The sequence below is a fragment of the Bacillus sp. NTK034 genome (genome assembly GCF_017303275.1).
Classification (GTDB): Bacteria; Bacillota; Bacilli; order Bacillales; family Cytobacillaceae; genus Cytobacillus.
On the sequence record NZ_JAFKOJ010000001.1, the window covers coordinates 832,264 to 855,429 of the forward strand.

Consider the following 23,166-nt stretch of genomic DNA (forward strand, 5'->3'; position numbering starts at 1 on the left):
CGATGGAAAAGACACCGATTATGAAAGGGAAAGAGCAGCGGAAGGTCCTTTTCCGGCTGCTTTCCTATACAAAACCGCATAAGAAAACAATCATACTTGCCTTCAGTTTGCTTCTGCTAACGACGATTGGAGACATATTGGGGCCGATTCTTGTCAAAATTTTTATCGATGATTATTTAACACCAAGGAACCTGGTTTTCGAGCCGTTATTTGCTCTTGGTGCAGCATATCTGGGCATTCAGATTATGAATGTGCTGGTATCCTATTTTCAGCTGCTGAAATTTCAGGAAATTGCGCTTAAAATCATTCAGCAGCTGCGTGTGGATGTCTTTTCAAAAGTTCAGTCACTGGGCTTGAAATACTTTGATAAAACGCCTGCCGGAAGCATTGTATCAAGAGTTACCAATGATACAGAAGCTATTAAGGATATGTTTGTCAGTGTCCTGGTTACCTTTATTCAGGGTGCCTTCCTGCTGACAGGGATCTTTGTGGCGATGTTTATCCTGAATGTGAAGCTGGCACTATTTTGCCTGGTGATTCTCCCGATTCTTTTTATGATCATTCGTACGTACCGTAAATACAGTTCGGTATTTTATAAGGACTTAAGGGAAAGGCTGAGCCAGCTGAATGCTAAGCTGAGTGAATCACTGCAGGGAATGTCCATCATCCAGGTATTCAGGCAGGAAAAAAGGCTGCGGAAGGAATTTGGCGATATCAATGAGCAGCACTATCAAGCAGGTATGCGCAATATCAAAATGGATGGGCTGCTGTTAAGGCCTGCCATCGACCTTGTGTATGTACTGTCACTTATTATTGTATTGAGCTTCTTTGGCATTTCTTCCTTTAACAATCCGATCGAAATCGGTGTGCTGTATGCCTTTGTCAGCTATCTTGACCGTTTTTTTGAGCCTGTTAATCAGATCATGATGAGGCTTTCCATGTATCAGCAGGCAATCATTGCCGCTTCAAGAGCGTTTGCGCTGCTGGACGAAAAGGAACTTGCTCCTGAACAGGAGGATAACCTGTCTGCTGGAATTAAGGAAGGAGAGATTGAGTTTAGGAACCTCAGCTTCTCCTATGACGGCAAAAGGGATGTATTGAAAAATATTTCTTTTACAGCCAAGCAGGGTGAAACCGTTGCCCTTGTAGGCCATACCGGCAGCGGCAAGAGCTCAATCATTAATTTAATGATGCGATTCTATGAATATGAGCGCGGCGGTATTTTCATTGACGGAAAAAGCATTAAGTCTTATCCAGCGGAAGAATTGCGCGCGAAAATGGGACTCGTCCTTCAGGATCCTTTCCTATTTTACGGGACGATTAAGGATAACATCAGACTTCATAATGAGAAAATGACAGATAAAGAGATCAAAGCTGCGGCTCAGTTTGTTCAGGCCCACACATTCATAGATAAGCTGGAAAACGGATATGAGCATGCGGTGGTTGAGCGCGGATCGACTTTTTCGAGCGGGCAAAGACAGCTTATTGCCTTTGCAAGAACGATTGCTGCCAATCCGAAAATTCTTGTGCTGGATGAAGCAACAGCCAACATTGATACAGAAACAGAGGAAGCGATTCAAACTGCACTGGAGAAAATGCGGAAGGGCCGCACGACGATTGCGATTGCTCATCGATTGTCTACGATACAGGATGCAGAATTGATTCTCGTTCTTCATCAGGGGGAAATAGTAGAAAGAGGAACGCATCAGGAATTACTTGCCAAGCGCGGTTTGTATCATAAAATGTATCTGCTGCAGAATGGGTCGGCTGAGAAAGTGGAGGATGCAGTAGGCTAATAGAAAAGACGTGTGAATAGCCACACGTCTTTTCGTCTCTTAAAAGGAGTAGGATTCTCCATCTTCAGGCACTAATAATTGATCGGAAAAGTCTTTGTCTTTACTGTAGCTTTTTAACTCTTCCTTTGATAGTGTCCAATGGTTGACGGCCTCCATATGGACGGAAATAATCTTAGCATCCGGGGCAGCCTTGGAAACTTCATAGATATCCTCTTTCCCCATAACTAGCGAGCCGCCTTCAAGAAACTGGTTATCTCCGCCATTTACAACAATGACTTCAGGATTGTGTGTTTCAATGACTTCCTGAACAGCATCATACCAAACTGTATCTCCAGCTACATAAAGTGTTTTTTCACTTTGATGTTTGAAGACAACTCCGCAAACAAGACCGGCCAGTTTTAAAATTTCGCCCCTGCCATGTTCGCCCTTTGTTTTGATTAGTTGGATATCTTCAAAAACATTATCTTCATGGAGCACTTCAATATTATTAAAACCAGCATTTCTCACTTCAGCAGCATCTTCTTCATTTTGCACAAACATTTTAATGTTTTTTGGCAATGCTTCTTTGGCTGCATCATCAAAGTGGTCTAAATGCAGGTGGGTAACAATCACTGCATCCACATTATGAATAATTTCATCAATGGAAACCGGAAGCTCTGTTAAAGGATTGTTTTGATCTTGTCTCAATGAATTTGGAAAAGGCGGGTAAGTTCCTTTTTCTGCTAAAAAGGGATCAATTAAAATCTTTTTGCCTGCATATTGGACAACTAGTGTAGCGTTGCGGATTTGCTGTATATTCATATAAATGTACTCCTTTTCTTTGATTTAGGTTTAGTTTATACTAAGACCCATTGGTACTTACATAGATAAAATCAAGTCTTTTTGCCGTTTAACTTGAAAAGTGAAAGGAGTTGAAAAAATGCTGGATCACACGGATTGGCGTATTTTGGAGGAACTCTCCAAAAACAGCCGGATCACCATGAAGGAGCTGGGGGAGAAAGTCCATTTAACTGGCCAGGCAGCCGCATCAAGATTGGCAAAATTAGAAGATCATGGCGTAATTGAGGGATACACAATCAAAGTGAACCAGGAGAAATTAGGGTATTCCATCCATGCTTTTATTACGGTTATTACTCAAAGTATGAATCATCAGCCGTATCTGACCTTCGTAAAAACACAGCAGGAAATCATACATAATTATAAGATCAGCGGGGATGGCTGTTACATACTTGAATGCAAATTCCAGTCTAATGAACGGTTAGATCAATTTTTAACAGACTTGAATAAGCATGCAAATTATAAATTATCGATTGTTATTAATAAATAACTGCTTAGATTCAGAGGGATAAATGTAAGAAACAGCCTGCATAGGTTGCATGGCTGTTTCTTAATGTGTCTGCACTTTTTTTATAAAGGTTCGGTTATATTCATTTAATAGGGCATCCAGCTCCTGGCTGTACCGGATTGCTGCGGCAGAGCTTAAGCCGCTTTTCATGGCCACTTGAATTAACTCTGTTCTTTTCTGTTCAATCAATGTAAGCAGTTCCTGTTTACACATGGCCAATAGTTCCTCTCTGATTATTTCTTATATGTAGGCTTTACTCTGCCAATTCTATTCCATGTCAAAAGATGAAAGATAATAACAGAATTTGTTAAGTCCTATACTAGTATATCGAATAATGGTAATTAATTCAAAAGAAACTTGTTTTAAACTTTAGTAACATTTACATTAAAAATACATGTTTTAGGTTGAAATCTAATATGAATTAATATAATAGCCGGTGGTTTACTCAGAAATGTGTGAAATATTCGGGGACACAAAATGTTCACATTCTATCCATTATCTTTTCTATATGGGATTTGTTAGAATGAAATGGGAATGAATGAGTATCAGGAGTTGTGACTATGACAGATTTGAATGTATTTATTGCCTTAGGGGCAGGGTTTTTAAGCTTCATTTCTCCTTGCTGCCTGCCGTTATATCCAGCATTCTTATCGTATATTACAGGAATGTCTGTAGGGGAGATAAAAGAAGAGAATGCGATGCTGCAAAGACGGAGCATGCTGCACACGCTATTCTTCCTTCTTGGATTTTCGGCTATTTTTATTGCTATTGGGTTTGGCACTACTTTCATAGGCCGTTTCTTTACTGAATATCAAGACCTCATCCGCCAGCTGGGAGCTATATTTATCTTCTTCTTTGGATTGCTGGTAGTGGGAGTCATCAAGCCGGAATTCTTAATGAAAGAAAGGCGGTTCGAGTTTAAAAACCGTCCTGCCGGATTGCTTGGTTCGGTACTAATCGGGATGGCGTTTGCTGCCGGCTGGACCCCATGTACAGGACCAATTCTGGGAGCTGTGATTTCACTCGCAGCTTCTAATCCAAGCTCAGCAATGGTTTATATGATTGCCTATATTCTTGGTTTCGGAATCCCATTCTTCGTGCTTTCTTTCTTTGTTGGCAAGCTGCAATGGATCAGACGAAACAGTGCCAAGATTATGAAAATCGGCGGCGTATTGATGATGATCATGGGTGTTGTCTTATTCTTTGACTGGATGACAAAAATCATTGCGATTCTTTCACCGCTATTTGGCGGATTTACAGGTTTCTAAAAGCAGGAGCACATTCAAATTGGGAATGTGCTCTTTTTTTGTTATATGTAAAAAGGGCTATGTGACGTGGTCGAAATTTGTCATATTCTTTCAATTGAAATTTATCTGATACTTCGATATATTGAAATATGTGTTCTTTGGGCGTGGAAAAATGTGTCTCTCTTAAGGAATTTTGTTCGATTAAATGTTTAATAATTGTTTTTATGGGTATTTTTTACTATGAATGTAGTATAATAGAGATATAGCTTCCAATGCACTACAAGGGGGAAACAGTGGTGGCGAGAATTTTAATAGTAGACGATGCAAAGTTTATGAGGGTTACCCTTGGCAGCATTTTAAAAAAAGCCGACCATGAAATTGTGGGCGAAGGGGAAAACGGTAAAGAAGCCGTGCACCTATTTGAAAATCTGAAGCCTGATCTGGTAATGATGGATATCACAATGCCTGAAATGAGCGGGCTTGAGGCTGTCAGGGAAATTAAGAGGGAAAACCCTAATGCAAAAGTAATCATGTGTTCAGCCATGGGCCAGCAGAAGGTAGTGGTTGAATCCATTGAAGCTGGCGCGAAAGATTTTATCATAAAACCATTTGATGAAGGCCGTGTATTAGAAGCTGTGAATCGGGTATTAAGCTAAGAGCTGACTCAGGGTACCCTGGACATACGGATGTGTCCGGGTATCAGCTGGAGTGGCTTTTTTTATTGAACTTTTATCCTTCTGAGTACCTAAATCAAGCCTATTAAGATATAATATGGTTAGTAATCAAATGAAATAGAGGATGAAATCGAATGGACTTTGTATTAATTTCATCAATCGGTGCCGTTTTTATGGCGATCTTCGTAATGTTCATCCGTATGAAGGCCGCAAAAAAGCCGGCTTCCGCCAAGAAAATCATCTTGCCGCCGATTTTTATGAGCACAGGTGCTCTTATGTTTGTCGTTCCTTATTTTCGCGTTACCCCAATGGAGATCCTGGAAGCAGCCGCAGTTGGAATGCTTTTTTCCATCCTTTTAATTAAAACATCCTCCTTTGAAGTCAGAGACAGCGATATTTATCTGAAGCGTTCCAAAGCATTCGCTTTTATATTGATAGGCTTGCTTATAATCCGGATTATTGGAAAAATGGTCCTTAGCTCAACGATTGACTATGGCCAGCTGAGCGGCATGTTCTGGATTCTCGCATTTTCAATGATCGTGCCGTGGAGGATAGCGATGTATATGAATTATCGGAAGCTTCATCAGGAGCTGCATGAATCGGGGAATCCGAAAACAACTTGATAGAATGAAATCCGCCGGGCATAGGCTCGGCGGATTTTTTGTTATTGATTAATGGACACCATTTTTGGGGTCCCAAAGTCCGTACATCTTCCGGATTTCGACAATCTGTCCGATGTGATAGGCGTTGTGGATGGTTAGATTGGAAATGACAGACGACCAGGGTTCAATTGGTTCCTTATAGGCGGATAAGAGGAGCTTTTCTTCACTGCATTCTTCCAGGGCTTTGATCCACTCAGACAATACGTTTTGAAGAGCTTTTATAGCAGATTGCCAATCCTCTTCTGTAACGGATTCTTTTGTGCTGAATGTATCGTCATTGGCGATATGGGTTTGGGCGAGCGGCAATTCTTTGAATCTTGTTAGATAGCGGTCATTCCAGAAGGTAAGGTGGGTGACGATCTGCCAGACCGAATTGGCGGTTCCTGACTTGAAAGATGCTTCTTTTGCTGATAGTCCTTCGATGGCAGCTGATAAAGGGACAAACCAATTGGGCTGGTCGAGGCAGGCGGATAGTTGTTTTAATAAGACTTCTTTTGTGGTCATTGGACTTCTCCTTTTTGGATAGAGTACTCTTCATTTCTATTCATTAGATATTCTGACTATCCTATTTAATTTCAAGAATTGAATTAAGCATGTGTGGATTTCCGTTCCAGACACTCGCTTTCCGCGGGGCTACCGGGAGCCTCCTCGACGCATTCGCGTCTGTGGGGTCTCCCTTGGTATGCTACTCCCGCAGGAGTCGAGTGACTTCCACTCCAATCCACACGTGCTGAAACTATGTGTGGCTTTTAAAAGCCCGTATAATAAAAAACCATTCCGATGATACGAAATGGCCTAAAATAAGTGCTCGTATGGAGTCATATTTATCTGTTTTTCCGTCAATTTCTTGCGGAGAAATTTATGATCTCTTTTTGGAGTGGCTAATATATAGCCGCGAATCAGGAGGTCCTGATCGATTTGTGCTGCCTTTTCCTTTAGGGCAAGTTCACCGATTTTGCCGGCTATTTTCATTCTTGCTACATCTCTGAACAGTTCAGGAACTGGACTTACCAGATCCTCCAGCAGATCTTTTTCCTTCTGCTGCCATAGATGGCGCGTTTCATTGACATAATGCTCTTCCCAATCCAAATCTGATTTGCCATCTTCTTTGGGCATGCGCTTTAAGAATTTGCGGAACATAAAAAATCCGCCGATCGCGAAGAACGAAATCAGAACGACAACCCAAAACAATATAAAATACATAAACCAGCCTTCTAGCATTTCCTTCACCTACACACATTTTTTCCTGTCCTTATTATAAGCCTTGTCCCGCGATACGACAAGAAAGGAAGCATTAGTCTTGAAAACAGCATCAATTGCCCTTATAATAGGAAGAGTCTTTACGGGGCTGATTGGGGTGCTGGTGCCCTCCACGGTCTTCAAAACCGCTTGTGACCACCGTGTGTGGTCAGCTGGGTTCGATTCCCAGGCGGTCCCGCCAAATATACATATAATGGCCGCATAGTGGGACGCTGTGCGGTTTTTTGTGCTATCCACTTACTCGCTTTTGGTGCTAAAGCATATTAAATGGATTGTTTCCGTTCTACTCATTGTGAGGCTTCGGCTATGATAGACTTAAGATATTTAAATGCATACTGTTGTAATAAAGAGCAGTGAAAAATAGGAGGAAGTAAGTTGATGGATAATAATGATATATTAATTCGATTGAGATATGCGCTAGAAATCAAAAATAGTGAAATGGCAGAAATCTTTAAACTTGGAGGAATAGAAGTGACCGTACCAGAGGTGGTGAAGATCCTCAAAAAGACAGATGATGAAGAAGAGAATGGCAGCCAAATAAAATTGACAAATAATATGTTAAATTCATTTTTGAATGGCTTCATTATTTATAAAAGAGGTAAACAAGAGCCAAAACCAGGTCAAAATAATACGCCAGAACCATCCATAGAAAAAACTACAAATGTAAACAATATCCTTTTAAAGAAAACCAAAATCGCCTTGTCCTTAACAACAGAGGACATGATAGATGTATTCAAAAAAGCTGGATTAAACGTATCAAAAGGAGAACTCGGAGCGTTTTTAAGAAAAGAAGGACACAAAAATTATAAAATATGCTTAGACAATTTTGCCAGAAATTTCTTAAAAGGACTGGCAATTAAATATAGAGGATAATGAATGAAAGAATTCGAGTGATAACATATTAATAGTCTATAAAGAAAAGCTGTCTGATATCATTGAAAAAGTGAATTGTTCATGAAATTAATTTTTCTTTAGTAGTTACATAAGTGGACTATGGACAAAAACGAGCCTCAGAAATGATTGAGGAGGCTCGTTTTTAATATTGGTGCCTGACCCTGCGGGGGTTAATCCGTTATGTACTGTTGGAAAGGCTCTGGTCAATTAGAGACCCCTTTTTTCCTTGTTTACTCCTCATATTCTTTATAAAAATTAACAACACTCTCAGCCATTTCCCACACACTTTTCCTAAGCGAAACAGGCCTTACAATCTTAATCTGATTCCCAAACCCAAGTATATACTCTCTCGCCTCTTGTTCAGTATCAAAGCTAAGGCTTACAGGAATCCATCCATTATCCCTAGGGTTATCCATGTGTATCACCCGTACAAATCGCCCAGTAAAATTAATCCGCTGAATAATGGATGGAGACATCTCCACTTCCACCTCAAACTTAGGAAGGCTGCTAATAAATTTCTGCTTAGATTCCTGCCAATAATCAGCGAGATCAAAGTCACTCGGCCTGCTGAATTTCTCATTAATAAGATCTGCATCCACTATTCTCGAAGCACGATAGCTCTTTATCTGTTCGTCAGAAGCAGCGATTAGATACCAGGTATTCCCTTTAGCGATCAGTCCTAAAGGCTCTACAATTCTGTCGCTCGTTTGTTTATCTGCCTTTTCGTATTTAATCTGAAGCTTTTTCTCCTCCCATACCGCCTGCTGCAGAATTTCAAAAGACTTCATTTCCCTTGGTGTTTGTCTCCAAGTGCTGGTGTCTATATGAATCCGATTGGAAATGTCTTTAACATCCTCTTTCAGTGGAGCAGGAATGGCCGCGAGGAGTTTCTGGCGTGCTTCTTTCCAATCCCTACTGATTCCAAGGTCCGCTAGATGCTCGAAGGAAGGGGATAGAAGCAGTGTTTTGATTTCATCTGCCTTTAATCCTGTAAGATTTGTTCTGTATTTCTCAAGCAGTCTCCATCCGCCAAATTTTCCGCGTTCAGCGAGGACAGGAATGCCTGCAGCGCTTAAGGCTTCCATATCCCGGTGTATTGTGCGTTCTGTTACCTCCAATTCTTTTGCCAATTCCCTTGAGGTCATTCTTTCGTTATTTTGAAGCAATAATAATATAGAAATGAGTCTGTCCGCCCGCATTCTGTTCACTCCTGGATAATAATAATGTTAAATATGACATTGGATGTCAACTTTAATGATTATAGTATAGATATAACACAAAAGGGGGCAAATCGGAATGACATCATTAAAAGGGAAGGTAGCGCTGGTAGCCGGAGGAACACGGGGAGCTGGCCGCGGCATTGCCATGGAACTGGGAGCTGCAGGTGCGACAGTGTATGTTACAGGGCGTACGACCCGAAATCAGATGTCGGAATATGGCCGTAAGGAAACCATTGAGGAAACAGCAGAATTAGTCAGCGAACTGGGCGGTAATGGTATTGCTGTCCAAGTGGATCATCTGATACCTGATCAGGTGCAGTCATTGATTGAAAGAATAGAGAAAGAACAAGGAAGGCTGGATATCCTAGTCAATGATATATGGGGAAGCGAAAATTTGATGGAATGGGATATTCCTGTCTGGGAGCATTCCCTGGAGAAGGGGATGAGAATGCTTCGTCTGGCGATTGATACGCATATTATCACAAGTCATTATGCCCTCCCTCTCCTGATCAAAAACAAAGGCGGATTAGTTGCCGAAATCACAGACGGAACAGAGGAGTACAATCAAAATCGTTACCGCCTGTCTTTATTTTATGATTTGGCTAAGAGCTCGGTTATCAGGATGGCTAAAGCGCTGGCACATGAACTTGAACCTTATGATTGCACAGCGGTAGCTGTTTCACCCGGCTGGATGCGTTCTGAAATCATGCTTGAGGTATTTGGGGTAAAAGAGGAAAACTGGAAAGATGCGGCCATTAAGGAGCCTCATTTCGTGATTTCTGAAACACCAAGGTATATAGGGCGTGCAATTAGTGCTATAGCAAAGGATCCTGATAAAAAACGGTTGAACGGAGGGTCCTATTCCAGTGGCCAGCTGGCCAAAATGTACAACTTTCATGATCTGGACGGTTCTCAGCCTGATGCTTTCAGATATCTGGTGGAGGTCCAGGAGGCGGGGAAACCGGCCGATGTGGAGGGATATAGATAGCTTATCATTCGAATAACTCCTTTGCAGAACTTCTGCAAAAGGAGTTTTTTTATTTCCCTGAGGGAACATGAATTTCTTATCCAAATTTTGGTGAACAATTCCACACTAATCGTTATAATTAAACCAGGTAAATAAATAATTAGACATACATAGAGGGGAGACTGGTCTTGATTATCCCAGCAAAAAACAATCCCAGTTTACCAGTGATGATAAGAGTAAAAGGTATAGAATCCATCGTTAACTGGTTTGAACAGCATCAGCGATCCTTATATGCAATTGGCTTGTCCTATCTTGGGAACCAACGCAAGATAGAGGAGCTTTTTTATCGGGCCATTTTACAGGTGCACAAGGAGCTGCCAAGGTTTAAAAGCAGCACATCTTTCGAAATATCGGTTTTATCTATTTTTATCCTTATCTGCCGGGAGCTTTCTCTTAATAAAAGTATACAAGCTTCGGAGGTAAGTGATTACCATCAAGAGATATTTCATGCACTCCATCCGTTAAAAGAGAAGAAAAGAGAAGTACTGGTTTTAACATACATAAAAGGACTCTCAAAGGACGAAACAGCACAGCTTCTCCAGGTTTCAGCCGAACAGGTTAAGGCGCTTATATTCTCAGGACTCCAGTCACTCAGAAACGGAATGGGAGATGGAGAGCACTATCACGGCTGTAAAGAATTCCAAAAGCTTTACGTTGATTATCTGGAGAGAAACATGGACCGGCCGCGAAAGATTGATTTTGAAATACATATCTATCATTGCCAGGACTGCCAGGAAGATTTAGCAGCCTTACAGGAAGTTATGCTGGGCTTTAATGAAGCCATTGCGAAATTCAGTGTACCACCTGGTTTTATGGAAAATGTCAAAGAACGAATTGCAGAAAGGGAAAGTCTCAATCAGCAAAAGAAGAATAAACGTAAAAGAAATGGGTTTATTGCCGCAGGTATATTCGCTCTAGCCATTTTTGCAGGGCTTTTTACAGGCGCCTTTTCAAAGCTCTATTACACCTGGACCGAGGAAAATCAGGAGCTGCGTGCCTTTCTGCAGGCGGATGTGGGTGAGAGGCTGAACCTGGAAGCAGAAAGTGATGGGGTGAAAATAAAGATTAAGAGTGCGATAGCTGATGATGTTCAGACTCTTATTTTTTATGAGATTGAGGATACCAATGAAAATAATCAATACATGATTAATTTTGATGACGGTGTTTTTATTGAAGACGAACGTAATATCATGAATGATCATACTTCTCAAAGGTACTATCCGCCTGATTTTGGATCGGAGCTTAACAATGAGGAAAAGAATACTTATCATGGGAAGATTAGTCTGCCCCCACTTAAAGAGGATAAAAGCACAATTAAGCTCAAAATTAATAAGGTTATGAAAATAGTAGGTGACTCATCTGATTCTTACAAGAGTATTGAGCCGGAAGAAGGAGAGTGGAATTTTGAGATTCCCGTAACAAAACAGCCTTCTACCGAGTATGCATTGGAGGAAGATATTGAAATTGAGGGAGTACCGGTTCGGTTCGATAAACTAATCCTTGCTCCAACAGCGACAATACTGCAATATGGCCTCAAAACTGAACAGAAGAAGAAGCGGATAGACATGATCAATTTTAAAAATATGAAAATTAACAATAAAATAACGGAAGCCGATTTATTTGGAAGTTCCTATGTATATACACAGCCGGATTTTAGATGGAGTAACTTCCAGGCGCACTTTGAACCTCTTTTTGAAAAAGAAACTGATGAGGTCAAAATTCAATTTCATAGTGTGAATTTATCAATTGAAGAGCTTAAAACTGTCGAACTGGATACTTCCAAAAAGTATCCTCAAACCTTCGAATATGCAGGCAGTACCATCTCAATTGACAAGGTGGAAATTGGCCAGCCTACCAGAGTTGTCTTTAGCAATCATGAAATTAAAAATCGAGAGTATGAATCACTTCATTTCAATATTGCTACTGAGGAAGAAAATATTTCAATGGAAGGGGATTATGAAGGAGTCATCGTTGATAAGAATGGAAAAGAATATGATATGAATAAAGCACCTTTTATTTACGAAGATATTGAACAGCCTCGTCACTTTTTTACAGTTCAAAGCTTTAAGATACAAGGGGATAACGTGGTTCCGAAGAGTCTGGATATTTTCGGATATAATACAACGAAATATTTGGATGATATAGTAGAGATTGAAACTGAGCTGATAGTAAAAGATAAAGCAGGAATCCGATAATGGTTTCCTGCTTCTTTTCAATTAAAGCCTTAGCTGCATTTATGCCTTCATCTCCCTATATCAATCACCATCGACTCCACCAATTCGGCCCTAATATTCGTAATGTGCCCCTCCATTAATTCCTTCGCTCTATCCCCATTTCCAGAGGCAATAGCCAGATAAATTTCCTTATGTTCTTCCATTGTATCCTCGTAACGGGACGGATCCTTAAAGCGATGATTCTGTGTAGCTCTAATGGTATCTTCCATATGTCCTTTTAGAGTATGTATTAATTCAATGAAAATCGAATTATGAGTGGCCACGGCAATCCCAATGTGAAAGTCAAGGTCGGCTTTTAACGCTAATTCCGGGTCTTGTTTGGACAGAGCCATATGATTCAAAGCTATCCGCAGCTTCTCCAGGTCTGCCGAAGTGGCTCTTTTGGCAGCAAGAAAGGAGGATTCGACTTCCAGTGCACGCCTGAGCTCTAGCATTTCATATACTAGGGGATTTTCCGATTTGACAGCTGTGATGATTTCTTCTTTTCTTGCATGGACATCAGAGACTTTAACGTAGCTTCCGCCTCCCTGGCGGATATCGATGAGCCCGTTCAGTTCCATGGTTCTCAGGGCTTCTCTGATGGTTGTCCGGCTGACATTGAATTGGCCTGCCAATTCTCTTTCTGAAGGCAGTCTATCACCCGGTTTCAGATTTCCTCCTAAATAGCATTCTATAATTTTATCTACTAAAACCAGATAGGTCTTTTTTTTCTCTGCCATTCCCCGTAACCTCTTTTCAAAATAGGCCTCATTCACTTTTCTAAATGTAACAGACCTAAAATCTATTAATCAATACTGAAAAATAAATAAAATTAATAATTGAATTTTTCTGATAAGTTAGTATAATTGACTTAACTTGTTGGACCAATTATAACATTGGTTTGACCAAATTTTTAGCAGAAGAAAGAAGGAGTATAGGATGGAAACAGCTAGTATGAGCCTCGTACATGCTTTAAAAGAGGTTCTTTCTGAGCAGCAGGTAACAGAAAATCAGACAGTCAGAGAATTGCATGGAAGGGATGAATCATACCACAAGGAGAGCCTTCCCGATATTGTGGTTTTTCCTGAAACAGCCCAGCAGGTCAGTGAAGTGGTCAAGCTTGCAAATCAATATAAAGTGCCAATCGTTCCTTTTGGTCTGGGGTCCAGTCTCGAGGGGCACGTCATACCGTACGAACATGGAATTACAATTGATTTTTCCTTAATGAATAAAATCCTCGAAGTGCGTGAAAATGATTTCCTTGTCCGGGTACAGCCTGGAGTAACCCGCACGCAGCTAAACAAGGAATTGAAAAAATATGGTCTGTTTTTCTCTGTGGATCCGGGGGCGGATGCTACGCTTGGCGGAATGGCGGCAACTAATGCCAGCGGAACAACATCGGTAAAATATGGAGTGATGCGTGATCAGGTGCGTGATTTGGAAGTGGTTCTGGCTGATGGTTCGATCATACATACAGGAAATTTAGCTGCTAAATCCTCATCGGGATACCATTTAAATGGTTTATTCGTTGGTTCTGAGGGGACGCTTGGCTGCTTTACGGAATTGACTTTAAGAGTATATGGTATTCCGGAGCATGTGATGGCGGCAAGAGCTTCTTTCCCTTCATTGAACGATGCGGTGGAAGCGGTTGTTTCTATTTTACAGGCAGGGGTTCCGATTGCAAGAGTGGAGCTTGTGGATGAACCATCCATGAAGCAGGTGAACCTGTTCAGTGAAACAAACTATAACGAAAGTCCAACACTCTTTTTGGAGTTTCACGGCAATGAAGCCGGTTTGAAACAGGATGTCGCCTTCACAAGAGAAATAGTCGAGGACCATCGTTGCCTCGATATTGAATTTGAAACCGATAATGCCGCAAGAAATCGCTTGTGGGAGGCCCGGCATAACCTTGCTTATGCTTATATCCATGGCCACCCCGGGAAGAAAATGATGGTAACAGATGTATGCCTGCCGATTTCAGAACTTTCTGGCGCTATCAGCCATGCCAGGGAAGCGGTCGATTCACTGAGACTACCTGGAGGGATCGTCGGACATGTAGGAGATGGAAATTACCATACACTTCTCATGATTGATATGAGTAATCCGGAAGAGGTGGCAAAGGCAGAGAAGTTCAATGAACAAATTGTCATCTATGCGCTTGAGCGGGGCGGAACATGCACAGGTGAGCATGGAGTGGGTGTAGGCAAGCAGAAATACCAGCAACAAGAACATGGCCAGGCTCTTCAGGTTATGGAAAAAATCAAACAGGCCCTCGATCCAGATAACCTTTTTAACCCAAATAAAATCTTAAAGACAAGAGAAGGAGCGTGATGTAATGAAGGTATTAGAAGCGGTCAGTACCATTGCCGGAAAATATTTTGCCGTGTGGGTGATCTTCACATCGGTTATTGCCTTTATGTTTCCTGACCCATTTTTGGGGTTGGGAGGCTATATCACCATCCTTCTCGGTGTCGTCATGTTTGGAATGGGGCTTACACTGAAGGCAGTCGATTTTAAAATCATCTTTACCAAACCGCTGCCTGTGTTAATCGGAGTTTGTGCACAGTTCATTATCATGCCGCTGGTCGCTTTCGTCATTGCGAAACTTTTGAATTTGCCGGCGGAATTGGCAGCGGGACTTGTTTTGCTTGGCTGTGTACCTGGGGGAACGGCTTCTAACGTTATGGTGTATCTGGCAAAGGGAAATGTACCGTTATCCATCGCCATGACTTCCGTTTCAACTCTATTGGCGCCGATCATGACACCGCTGCTTCTCCTGATGCTTGCCGGCCAATGGATGCCGGTTGATGCTGTTGCCATGTTTATGTCTATTGTGCAGGTTATCATTGTACCGATTGTTCTAGGCCTGGCCATCAAGAAATTCTTCCCTGTGGCTGTGGAAAAAAGTTTAACTGTTTTACCTCTTATTTCCGTAGCAGCGATTATCACGATTGTGGCTGCAGTCGTTTCGGGCAATTCGGCAACCATCGCCGCATCTGGGCTTCTGATTTTTACAGCCGTCATGCTCCACAATGGATTCGGACTCCTGCTTGGCTATTTTGCAGGAAAAGTGCTTGGTCAGGATGAAGTAAACCGAAGAGCGATTGCCATTGAAGTTGGCATGCAGAACTCCGGTTTAGGTGTTGCCCTTGCAACTGCCCATTTTGGGCCGTTGGCAGCACTTCCAAGTGTGCTGGCAGCTGCCTGGCATAACATTTCAGGGCCGATTCTGGCGACTTATTGGTCGAAGAAACCTGCTGTGAAAAGTGAACTAGAAACGGCAGTTAAGCCAGTTGAGGTGAAACTATAAATATGGGTTTAGGTGTCTGGCCCTTAAAGCTTAAGAGGGCAGGCACCTTTTTTGTACGTATCGAAAACAATCTAAATAGTTTTATAGGCTATTGACAACGTTTACAAATAATACTAGAATGTGACATAACAAGTTAACTATGGTGGAGAAACGGAGAACCCATGCTTTTTGCACTTCCATTCCTGGAAGTGTTAATAAAGTATGGGTTTTGTTTTTTTTAACAGTTAATATTGTTGTCAAATCTATCTTAGGGGGAACCTGAATGTTCAAACTGTTTAAGCCTGCTCCCCCAATTGAAAGATTGCCTGAAGAACAAATTGATTCTGAGTATAAAAAACTTAGATTTCAAGTATTTCTGGGAATTTTCATTGGTTATGCAGCGTATTATTTGATCCGGAAAAACTTCTCATTGGCCATGCCGTACTTTATTGAAGAAGGTTATTCCAAAACAGAACTTGGCTTTGCGTTATCTGCTATTTCTATTTCCTATGGCATCAGTAAATTTGTCATGGGGACCTTTTCAGACCGGAGTAATCCAAGGATATTCTTGCCTGCAGGTTTAATTCTTTCTGCTATTATTTCTTTATTAATGGGGTTTGTTCCTTTCTTTACTTCATCTGTTGCTATTATGTTTATTATGCTTTTCTTAAATGGCTGGTTCCAGGGAATGGGCTGGCCGCCTTCTGGCCGTGTTCTTGTACACTGGTTCAGCATCAATGAAAGAGGAAACAAAACAGCCATTTGGAATGTAGCCCATAATGTCGGCGGGGGGCTAATGGCACCTCTTGCCGTGGCTGGTGCGGCGATGTTCGCAGGCATAGCCGGAAGCTCTTCTTCAGGCTATGAAGGTGTATTTATATTACCTGCTCTTGTAGCCATTGTTGTTGCATTCATGGCCTACTTCCTCATTCGTGATACTCCTCAATCGGTAGGACTGCCAACCATTGAAGAATATCGCAATGATTATCCAAGTAAAACTAAGAAAACCTTTGAAACAGAATTAACAACTAAAGAAATTCTGTTCAAGTATGTATTAAATAATAAATGGGTTTGGGCCATTGCTATTGCTAATATTTTCGTTTATTTCGTCCGCTATGGTGTACTGGACTGGGCACCAACTTATTTGAGTGAAGAAAAAGGCTTCGATATGAGCAAGTCCAGCGTAGCCTATTTTCTATATGAGTGGGCGGGTATACCAGGAACACTATTATGCGGCTGGATCTCAGATAAGTTTTTCAAAGGGCGCCGTGGTCCTGCAGGCTTTGTGTTTATGCTGGGAGTATTGATCGCCGTTCTTATTTATTGGTTTAATCCGGCAGGAAATCCAACGATCGACATGATTTGTTTGATTGCAATCGGTTTCCTTATTTATGGACCGGTAATGTTAATTGGCCTTCAGGCACTTGATTTCGTTCCTAAAAAGGCTGCCGGAACTGCAGCAGGATTAACTGGTTTGTTTGGCTACCTCGGAGGTACTGTAACTGCTAATGCGTTAATGGGTGTTATCGTAGATGCATCTGGATGGGATGCAGGATTTATGCTGTTAACCGCATCTTGTGTCCTTGCAGCCATCATATTCGCTGTAACGTGGAATGTCCGTGGTCAAGAAGTTGTTAAAAATCAACATTAAGATAAAAAAGAAAGTGTCTAATCATTAGGCACTTTTTTTTATGCTCAAAAATGCGTTAAAAAACTAAGGTAATAAGTATCTTTTTCTTAAAAGAAAATCTTTTTTTAAAACTATCTTGACTAACAGCAAATTATGGAATATATTTTAATTAACAATTAACAAAATGTTAATTAAAAAAGAGGTGAACAAAATTGAAAAAAATATATATTACCCCAGACGGTTACACAAGCGATATAGCGGTTTTTACAATTACATCTGAGCTCTCGGGAGAATATAAACCTCCAAAAAAAGAACTGAAAATCATGCTTATAAAAAGATCCGAGCTGGACCATGAAGGAAATCCAAATATAGAAGCAGGAAAGTGGGCACTCCCCGGGGGTTTTGTACGTCCCAATGAGACAGCGTTTCAGGCAGCTTTGCGAAGGTTAACCGAGGAAACCGGGGTGGAAGGACTGAAAATAAAACATTTTGGTGTCTATGATTCTTCTGGCCGGGATCAGCGGGGATGGATAATTTCTAATGCTCATTATGTCATTGCAAATGAAGCGGCATTAAGGAGCCGGAAAAAGACTTTTGATGCTTCTGAAATTGAGCTGTTTACTCTTGAAGAGGCACTTGAACTTGATCTTGCATTCGATCATCGGACCATTATGGATGATGCACTTTGGTTTATTAAAAAAGATATGGCGCTCACAACACTTGCTAAGCACTTTCTTCCTGAGGAATTTGTGCTCTCTGAACTGCAGGGGGTATTACTGACGGTCTTGGATGATCCTTCGATCTCGACTGATGCTGCCTTTTTCAGAAAAGCACCGACACTGCCTTTTATTGAAGCGGTATCGGAAGACGGAAAGTCTAAGAAATCAAACCGCTATTCCAAAACGCCTGCCCAGCTTTATCGATTCAATGATTTCCAGCCGATTGTGTCCGTGTATAGAAATAAGCTGCAGGGGTGAAAAGCAAATCATAAAAGGGGAGATTCACATGGGGATCTTTAAGAACTGGACGCGGTTCGAAATAATATGGCTGATCACGTTTACATTTGTTAACATTTATCTTTTCTTTGCCTGGTCGGATTCAATGCTTGGCCTGATTTCCTCCATAAGCGGCATGTTATGTGTGGTGCTGGTGGCAAAGGGGAAGATTGCAAACTATTACTTTGGCATTGTTCAAACTTTAACCTATGCTTATATTGCATACGGCTATGGTCTATATGGAGAAGCCATGCTCAATGCACTGTTTTATTTTCCGGTGCAATTTATCGGAATTTATCTGTGGAGACAGCATAAAACAATTCGGGATGTTAAAGGGGAAGATGTAAAAGTTAAAAGCCTGACTAAAAAGGGCTGGCTCTATACATTAGTAGCTATTGTCGTACTTACAATTGGATATGGGTTTTTTCTTAGATATTTAGAAGGCAATTTTGTCTGGACGGATTCAGCTACAAATGTCCTTTCGATAACTGCACAAATATTGATGCTGAAGAGATTTGCGGAGCAATGGCTCCTGTGGATTTCCGTTAATGTATTATCGATTATTCTTTGGGCGAGTGCTCTCATCTCACAGGGAGGCAATGACTTTTCGATGCTGGTCATGTGGACTGCTTTCCTGGTCAACAGCATTTATGGTTATATCAACTGGCGGAAATTGTATGTGAACCAGAAGAAGGAGGCGATTTAAATGACAGTTGGGTTTATTGGAGGCAAGTTTCTCCCCCTCCATCTTGGCCACGTCTATGCCATCGTGCAGGCCTCATCCATCGTCGATGAACTGTACGTTGTGCTGTCCCATAGCGAACTGCGTGACAGGCAATTGTGCCAGCATTCTAAAATGAATTATATTCCGCCTCATATCCGTTTGCGCTGGCTCAGCCAATTAACAAAAGATATGCCGCATGTTAAGGTCATATCCATTAAAGACGATCAGGGGAATAACGATTACAATTGGGCTGAAGGTGCCGGGAATATAAAAAAGGCAATTGGAAAGCGCATTGATTATGTATTTAGTTCAGAGTATGAATATAGCGATATCTTTAATGAACTTTACCCTGAGGCGAAACACGAATTGATTGATCCGAATCGGGGACATGTGAATATATCAGCAACAGTGATCCGTAATGAAGGCGTCTTTCATCATTGGGAGTACATTCCTGACTTTGTTAAACCATATTTCGTTAAAAAGGTTGTTTTGGTTGGAACCGAAAGCTGTGGAAAATCGACACTGACAAGGAATCTTGCTAAAGTTTATAATACTTCCTATGTTGAGGAATATGGCCGAAACGTATGCGAAGAACTAGGCGGCTGCGAAGGTATCATAGTTAAGGAAGATTACCACAAAATTGCTTACGGCCATAAGCTTAGTGAAATTAAGGCGATTGAAAAAGCGAACAGGGTTGTTTTTATCGACACAGAGGCAATCGTGACCCAGTTTTACTCCAACCTATACAACAATGAGCATCAAACAGTGCTGGATGAAATAGCGAACCTGCAGGATTATGACCTATGGCTATATCTTGAAACTGATGTGAAATGGGTGGATGATGGACTTCGTGTTCATGGAGAGCATGAAGTAAGGCTCCAAAACAACGATGCTCTAAAAACACTGCTGAACAATCATAAGATTGATTACAAAACCCTTAACGGAGATTATAAGGAACGGCTTCAGAGTGCAATAGGGCATATTGAAGAGCTGCTGAAATGTTAAATAAGTGATTGACAAAATAGATAATATTATTTATCCTTTTAAAAAACCTAATGAAATACTTTCATTCGTATAACTCCAATAATATGGTTTGGAGGTCTCTACCAGGAACCAATAATTCCTGATTACGAAGAAGATACATGTGCTGTATTTTCTTCGTAATCAGGAATTTTTTTTTGTAAAAAAATCTAGGAGGTCCAGCTATGAATTTTACTATTTTGCCTAAAATTGAACTTCACTGCCATTTGGACGGGAGTGTCAGACCAGAAACCATCATTGATATCGCGAAGAGAGAAGGCATCAGCCTGCCTTCTTTTGATAAAGAAAAAATCAAAGAAGAACTAATTGCACCGTTGGATTGCGAATCCCTGGATGAATATTTAAAAAGATTCTCCATTCCTAACTTAGTTATGCAGTCAAAGGAAAATTTAAAAAGAATTTCCTTTGAGCTCTTTGAAGATGCAGCAAAGGAAAATGTGAAGTACATGGAGGTCCGCTTTGCCCCATTACTTCATACGCGAAAGGGATTATCCGTAGTAGAAATCATCCAAAGTGTGATTGAAGGGATGAGAGAAGCAGAAGAAGAATTTGATATTAAAGGAAATATCATTTTGTCATGTATGCGAACGATGAGTGTGGTAAGTGCATTTGAGGTCGTCGAAAAGGGAAAGGCATTCCTTGGGAAAGGGGTTGTCGCAATCGATTTATGTGCTTCCGAGGAGGAAGGGTTCTGCGAAAAATTCATTGAACCGATCGCGCTGGCCAGAGAATATGGATACAAAGTCACCATCCACGCCGGTGAAACGGGAATCGGTCAAAATGTGCTGGAGGCCGTAGAATGGCTGGGAGCTGAAAGAATTGGACATGGCGTATTTATTAAGGACTGTGAAAAGGCTTATAAGCTTGTAAAGGAAAAACAGGTTGTGCTTGAAATGTGCCCAACCAGCAATGTCCAAACGAAAGCGGTAAACCAATTTAGCGAACACCCAATTTCCGACTTCCATCGGGATGGAATTAAAGTAACGGTTAATACGGATAACAGAACAGTATCGGATACAACGATGGCAAAGGAATGTGATATTGTTTCCAATGAATTTGCTATGAGTGCTGAGGATTATAAACAAATTTATATGAATAGTGTAGAAGCAGCTTTTGCAGATGAAGGGACAAAGGAAAAACTGAAGAAATATCTACTGGACATTTAAAGTTAATATTGCCTAAAAAAGAAATTTCAACTTGAGCAAGAAAGATGCATGACCCTGGCTGCATTAATACAATCATGAGCAAGGGACATGAATAGGGGGACAGCACCTTTATTTGTTTCCAACAATATTAAAAGTAAAAAGGCACTAGTAAATGCAGCTTTTCCCTGAATACTTTTTATAAAGTAATCTTATCAGATAAGCATTTTAAAAAAGCAATGCGCCTGATTGATGCTTTATACTTTTGATATTAAGCTCCTTCTTACTAGCTAACCTTTCCATTACTGAAACTAGTAAAAACATGTGAATATTCTTTAGGCCACTCTTTATAAAGGGTGGCTAAATTATTCACAAAAAATATCGAGAGATACGGGGGGATTGGAATGAATATTTAGGTATACTGATTAAAGAATATAATCGAAGAATACAAAATTAAAAATCAAACTTAATAATTTACAGAATAATGTGTATCATTAAGATAGAATTCTAGATTGTATCATTATTATTAAAGGAGTGCTTGTCTATGTTAAGGGTGGGGGTCGTCGGTCCACAATCCACTGTAGAAAGAATCATACATATCGCACAAGACTTAAAGTTAGATGTTATTTTTTTAACGTATCCGTATAAAGAAGTGCGGGAAACTGAAGATATAATAAGAAATAATAATAACAATGTTGATTTGTGGATTTTTTCAGGGAAAATTTCTTATAACATTGCATGTGAAGCGGTAGGAAATACGGAAAAACAAATTTATATCGAACATACTGAAGCTGGAATTTTCAAAGGGCTCTTGGAGTTTGCATACAAAACGGGTTCTTTTTTAGATCATTTAAGTATAGATGAAATTTCAAAAAGTCATTTAGAGACTGCTTTTAACCAACTCAATATTAATCCCGAAAAGATTTATGTGAAAACTTTTTCCGAAAAAACTTCAACAGAAGAATTAATAGGTTTCCACAGTCATTTATGGGAAAATGGTGAGACAAAAGGAGCAATCACTTGTTTTGAAGAAGTTTATTTACAACTTAAAGAAATGAGTGTTCCTGCATTCAGAATTTCAACAAGTGATATTGAAATCCGCCATACATTAAACATCCTTTCTGAAAAAATAAAGACTTTCTACTTTATGGAGTCCCAAGTTGCAGTTCAGCTATTTGAAATGGGACATTTGGAAAATCATTTCAAAAGTTCGAAACAAACATATCAGCTCCAGTATATGGAATTGAAGTTAAAAGAGATTTTAATAAACCTAAGTGAACGGTTGAATGGATCACTAATAGAAAAAGGGCTTGGCCGCTATTTAATATTTAGCTCGCGCGGTGATAGTGAACGGGAAATACAAAAAATTGAAGAGACAGTAAACAAATTGATTTTGGAGTCTGGGTTGAAGGTGGGTGTAGGCATAGGATTTGGTGAAACTATATTTTCAGCGGAACTGAATGCAAACAATGCACTAAAACAATCCAAAGAGAGGTTTGGTTCAATTATTATTATTCACGAAAATGGTGAAGTCGTTGAAGTTGATAGTGAAAACATAGAAAAGATGGATTTTCCGTATTTTAATGATAAAAGCTTTATGACTAAACTTAAAAACGAGAAAATCAATGTTAAACATTATATTGAACTATTTGCTTTAATAAGGAATGCAGGAATAAAAGAATTTACAGTTAAAGACATTTCAATTCAACTATCCAGGGATGAAAGAAATACAAGACGTTTCATAGAAAGTTTATGTGATGCCGGTTTAGCTGAATGTACCGGGGTGGAAGAATACCCGGCGAGGGGAAGACCGAGACGCGTTTACAAACTGACAAACTCACCAAATAAAGTTGTTTAAGACTGTTGGGAATTATCACCTCAACAGTCTTTCTAATTTTAGGATAATAACTGATAAAAAATTGTCTAAAAATTTTAAATTGTTATTGCGTTTCATGGATGCGTTAAAATATAATTTATTTTAGGGTAAATATTAACTATTTACCCATA

22 protein-coding genes, 1 tRNA gene and 1 riboswitch are annotated in these 23,166 nt (G+C 40.4%); of the genes, 17 read left to right on the forward strand and 6 right to left on the reverse strand.

Features of this window, described 5'->3' with window-relative positions:
- Positions 1 to 2: 2 nt before the first annotated feature.
- Complete coding sequence (locus tag JI665_RS04250; RefSeq protein ID WP_206836669.1) at positions 3 to 1,796, forward strand: ABC transporter ATP-binding protein; 1,794 nt, start codon at positions 3 to 5, stop codon at positions 1,794 to 1,796.
- 39 nt (positions 1,797 to 1,835) lie between these two features.
- On the opposite strand, the gene JI665_RS04255 is transcribed toward JI665_RS04250, so the two are convergent.
- Positions 1,836 to 2,597: an MBL fold metallo-hydrolase gene (locus tag JI665_RS04255; RefSeq protein ID WP_206836674.1), complete on the reverse strand. Its 762-nt coding sequence runs from the start codon at positions 2,595 to 2,597 to the stop codon at positions 1,836 to 1,838.
- A gap of 118 nt (positions 2,598 to 2,715) precedes the next feature.
- Between JI665_RS04255 and JI665_RS04260 the strand changes: the two genes are divergently transcribed.
- The gene (locus JI665_RS04260; RefSeq protein WP_206836676.1) at positions 2,716 to 3,123 is read left to right on the forward strand and encodes an Lrp/AsnC family transcriptional regulator; all 408 of its coding nucleotides are present in this window, start codon (positions 2,716 to 2,718) and stop codon (positions 3,121 to 3,123) included.
- Between the two features lie 60 nt (positions 3,124 to 3,183).
- On the opposite strand, the gene JI665_RS04265 is transcribed toward JI665_RS04260, so the two are convergent.
- Entirely contained in the window at positions 3,184 to 3,354 is a 171-nt protein-coding gene (locus tag JI665_RS04265; protein ID WP_009330553.1) for an aspartyl-phosphate phosphatase Spo0E family protein, read from the reverse strand.
- 347 nt (positions 3,355 to 3,701) lie between these two features.
- Here JI665_RS04265 and JI665_RS04270 point away from each other — a divergent pair, with 347 nt between their 5' ends.
- The 3 genes from JI665_RS04270 to JI665_RS04280 all read left to right on the forward strand — a co-directional run bounded on the left by JI665_RS04270 (position 3,702) and on the right by JI665_RS04280 (position 5,685).
- Positions 3,702 to 4,409 carry a cytochrome c biogenesis CcdA family protein gene (locus JI665_RS04270; protein WP_071156551.1) on the forward strand — a complete coding sequence of 236 codons (708 nt, stop codon included), beginning with the start codon at positions 3,702 to 3,704 and terminating at the stop codon, positions 4,407 to 4,409.
- Positions 4,410 to 4,684: 275 nt separating this feature from the next.
- Positions 4,685 to 5,044, forward strand: coding sequence for a response regulator (locus tag JI665_RS04275; protein ID WP_206836678.1), 360 nt, complete (start codon positions 4,685 to 4,687; stop codon positions 5,042 to 5,044).
- A gap of 152 nt (positions 5,045 to 5,196) precedes the next feature.
- Complete coding sequence (locus JI665_RS04280; protein ID WP_206836681.1) at positions 5,197 to 5,685, forward strand: CcdC family protein; 489 nt, start codon at positions 5,197 to 5,199, stop codon at positions 5,683 to 5,685.
- 48 nt (positions 5,686 to 5,733) lie between these two features.
- Here JI665_RS04280 and JI665_RS04285 read toward each other — a convergent pair whose 3' ends face one another.
- Both JI665_RS04285 and JI665_RS04290 read right to left on the reverse strand, forming a co-directional pair.
- Entirely contained in the window at positions 5,734 to 6,228 is a 495-nt protein-coding gene (locus JI665_RS04285; RefSeq protein ID WP_206836683.1) for a DinB family protein, read from the reverse strand.
- Positions 6,229 to 6,519: 291 nt separating this feature from the next.
- A complete protein-coding gene (locus tag JI665_RS04290; protein WP_019381898.1) occupies positions 6,520 to 6,945 on the reverse strand; it encodes a DUF2621 domain-containing protein in 426 nt (141 codons plus the stop codon).
- 123 nt (positions 6,946 to 7,068) lie between these two features.
- On the opposite strand from JI665_RS04290, the gene JI665_RS04295 reads away from it, so the two are divergent.
- Both JI665_RS04295 and JI665_RS04300 read left to right on the forward strand, forming a co-directional pair.
- A tRNA-Sec gene (locus tag JI665_RS04295) sits at positions 7,069 to 7,165 on the forward strand.
- 197 nt (positions 7,166 to 7,362) lie between these two features.
- Positions 7,363 to 7,857, forward strand: coding sequence for a DUF1456 family protein (locus JI665_RS04300; protein WP_206837664.1), 495 nt, complete (start codon positions 7,363 to 7,365; stop codon positions 7,855 to 7,857).
- A 251-nt stretch (positions 7,858 to 8,108) separates the two neighbouring features.
- Here JI665_RS04300 and JI665_RS04305 read toward each other — a convergent pair whose 3' ends face one another.
- A complete protein-coding gene (locus JI665_RS04305) occupies positions 8,109 to 9,077 on the reverse strand; it encodes a helix-turn-helix transcriptional regulator (protein ID WP_206836685.1) in 969 nt (322 codons plus the stop codon).
- A gap of 97 nt (positions 9,078 to 9,174) precedes the next feature.
- On the opposite strand from JI665_RS04305, the gene JI665_RS04310 reads away from it, so the two are divergent.
- Both JI665_RS04310 and JI665_RS04315 read left to right on the forward strand, forming a co-directional pair.
- Positions 9,175 to 10,086, forward strand: a complete 912-nt coding sequence (locus JI665_RS04310; protein ID WP_206836688.1) for an SDR family oxidoreductase — start codon at positions 9,175 to 9,177, stop codon at positions 10,084 to 10,086.
- Between the two features lie 167 nt (positions 10,087 to 10,253).
- The gene (locus JI665_RS04315) at positions 10,254 to 12,320 is read left to right on the forward strand and encodes a DUF4179 domain-containing protein (RefSeq protein ID WP_206836691.1); all 2,067 of its coding nucleotides are present in this window, start codon (positions 10,254 to 10,256) and stop codon (positions 12,318 to 12,320) included.
- 47 nt (positions 12,321 to 12,367) lie between these two features.
- Here the strand turns inward: JI665_RS04315 and JI665_RS04320 are convergent, their stop codons facing one another.
- The gene (locus JI665_RS04320; protein ID WP_206836693.1) at positions 12,368 to 13,078 is read right to left on the reverse strand and encodes a FadR/GntR family transcriptional regulator; all 711 of its coding nucleotides are present in this window, start codon (positions 13,076 to 13,078) and stop codon (positions 12,368 to 12,370) included.
- A gap of 199 nt (positions 13,079 to 13,277) precedes the next feature.
- Between JI665_RS04320 and JI665_RS04325 the strand changes: the two genes are divergently transcribed.
- The 8 genes from JI665_RS04325 (at position 13,278) to JI665_RS04360 (ending at position 23,017) form a co-directional block, all read left to right on the forward strand.
- Positions 13,278 to 14,669: an FAD-binding oxidoreductase gene (locus JI665_RS04325; protein WP_206836694.1), complete on the forward strand. Its 1,392-nt coding sequence runs from the start codon at positions 13,278 to 13,280 to the stop codon at positions 14,667 to 14,669.
- A 4-nt stretch (positions 14,670 to 14,673) separates the two neighbouring features.
- Entirely contained in the window at positions 14,674 to 15,648 is a 975-nt protein-coding gene (locus JI665_RS04330; RefSeq protein ID WP_206836697.1) for a bile acid:sodium symporter family protein, read from the forward strand.
- A gap of 262 nt (positions 15,649 to 15,910) precedes the next feature.
- Positions 15,911 to 17,278, forward strand: coding sequence for a glycerol-3-phosphate transporter (gene glpT / locus JI665_RS04335; protein WP_206836701.1), 1,368 nt, complete (start codon positions 15,911 to 15,913; stop codon positions 17,276 to 17,278).
- A gap of 191 nt (positions 17,279 to 17,469) precedes the next feature.
- Positions 17,470 to 18,234 (forward strand): NUDIX domain-containing protein, encoded by a 765-nt coding sequence (locus JI665_RS04340; protein ID WP_206836703.1) that lies wholly within the window; start codon positions 17,470 to 17,472, stop codon positions 18,232 to 18,234.
- A 28-nt stretch (positions 18,235 to 18,262) separates the two neighbouring features.
- On the forward strand, positions 18,263 to 18,958 hold the full coding sequence (gene pnuC, locus JI665_RS04345; RefSeq protein WP_206836707.1) for a nicotinamide riboside transporter PnuC: 696 nt from the start codon (positions 18,263 to 18,265) through the stop codon (positions 18,956 to 18,958).
- Positions 18,959 to 19,981 (forward strand): multifunctional transcriptional regulator/nicotinamide-nucleotide adenylyltransferase/ribosylnicotinamide kinase NadR, encoded by a 1,023-nt coding sequence (nadR, locus tag JI665_RS04350; RefSeq protein ID WP_206836711.1) that lies wholly within the window; start codon positions 18,959 to 18,961, stop codon positions 19,979 to 19,981. It begins immediately after the preceding gene.
- A 45-nt stretch (positions 19,982 to 20,026) separates the two neighbouring features.
- Positions 20,027 to 20,126, forward strand: a riboswitch (purine riboswitch).
- Between the two features lie 55 nt (positions 20,127 to 20,181).
- A complete protein-coding gene (gene add, locus JI665_RS04355; protein ID WP_206836714.1) occupies positions 20,182 to 21,183 on the forward strand; it encodes an adenosine deaminase in 1,002 nt (333 codons plus the stop codon).
- Positions 21,184 to 21,703: 520 nt separating this feature from the next.
- Positions 21,704 to 23,017 carry a hypothetical protein gene (locus JI665_RS04360; RefSeq protein WP_206836715.1) on the forward strand — a complete coding sequence of 438 codons (1,314 nt, stop codon included), beginning with the start codon at positions 21,704 to 21,706 and terminating at the stop codon, positions 23,015 to 23,017.
- The last annotated feature ends 149 nt before the right edge of the window (positions 23,018 to 23,166 follow it).

Excerpts from the sequence above, each read along its gene's own strand:
- JI665_RS04290 (WP_019381898.1), bottom strand. The coding sequence starts at position 6,945 with ATGCTAGAAGGCTGGTTTATGTATTTTATATTGTTTTGGGTTGTCGTT.
- JI665_RS04325 (WP_206836694.1), top strand. The coding sequence starts at position 13,278 with ATGGAAACAGCTAGTATGAGCCTCGTACATGCTTTAAAAGAGGTTCTT.
- JI665_RS04255 (WP_206836674.1), bottom strand. The coding sequence starts at position 2,597 with ATGAATATACAGCAAATCCGCAACGCTACACTAGTTGTCCAATATGCA.
- JI665_RS04330 (WP_206836697.1), top strand. The coding sequence starts at position 14,674 with ATGAAGGTATTAGAAGCGGTCAGTACCATTGCCGGAAAATATTTTGCC.
- add (WP_206836714.1), top strand. The coding sequence starts at position 20,182 with ATGAATTTTACTATTTTGCCTAAAATTGAACTTCACTGCCATTTGGAC.
- JI665_RS04360 (WP_206836715.1), top strand. The coding sequence starts at position 21,704 with ATGTTAAGGGTGGGGGTCGTCGGTCCACAATCCACTGTAGAAAGAATC.
- JI665_RS04270 (WP_071156551.1), top strand. The coding sequence starts at position 3,702 with ATGACAGATTTGAATGTATTTATTGCCTTAGGGGCAGGGTTTTTAAGC.
- nadR (WP_206836711.1), top strand. The coding sequence starts at position 18,959 with ATGACAGTTGGGTTTATTGGAGGCAAGTTTCTCCCCCTCCATCTTGGC.
- JI665_RS04265 (WP_009330553.1), bottom strand. The coding sequence starts at position 3,354 with ATGTGTAAACAGGAACTGCTTACATTGATTGAACAGAAAAGAACAGAG.
- glpT (WP_206836701.1), top strand. The coding sequence starts at position 15,911 with ATGTTCAAACTGTTTAAGCCTGCTCCCCCAATTGAAAGATTGCCTGAA.
- JI665_RS04320 (WP_206836693.1), bottom strand. The coding sequence starts at position 13,078 with ATGGCAGAGAAAAAAAAGACCTATCTGGTTTTAGTAGATAAAATTATA.
- JI665_RS04300 (WP_206837664.1), top strand. The coding sequence starts at position 7,363 with ATGGATAATAATGATATATTAATTCGATTGAGATATGCGCTAGAAATC.
- JI665_RS04250 (WP_206836669.1), top strand. The coding sequence starts at position 3 with ATGGAAAAGACACCGATTATGAAAGGGAAAGAGCAGCGGAAGGTCCTT.
- JI665_RS04310 (WP_206836688.1), top strand. The coding sequence starts at position 9,175 with ATGACATCATTAAAAGGGAAGGTAGCGCTGGTAGCCGGAGGAACACGG.
- JI665_RS04285 (WP_206836683.1), bottom strand. The coding sequence starts at position 6,228 with ATGACCACAAAAGAAGTCTTATTAAAACAACTATCCGCCTGCCTCGAC.
- JI665_RS04305 (WP_206836685.1), bottom strand. The coding sequence starts at position 9,077 with ATGCGGGCGGACAGACTCATTTCTATATTATTATTGCTTCAAAATAAC.
- pnuC (WP_206836707.1), top strand. The coding sequence starts at position 18,263 with ATGGGGATCTTTAAGAACTGGACGCGGTTCGAAATAATATGGCTGATC.
- JI665_RS04280 (WP_206836681.1), top strand. The coding sequence starts at position 5,197 with ATGGACTTTGTATTAATTTCATCAATCGGTGCCGTTTTTATGGCGATC.
- JI665_RS04260 (WP_206836676.1), top strand. The coding sequence starts at position 2,716 with ATGCTGGATCACACGGATTGGCGTATTTTGGAGGAACTCTCCAAAAAC.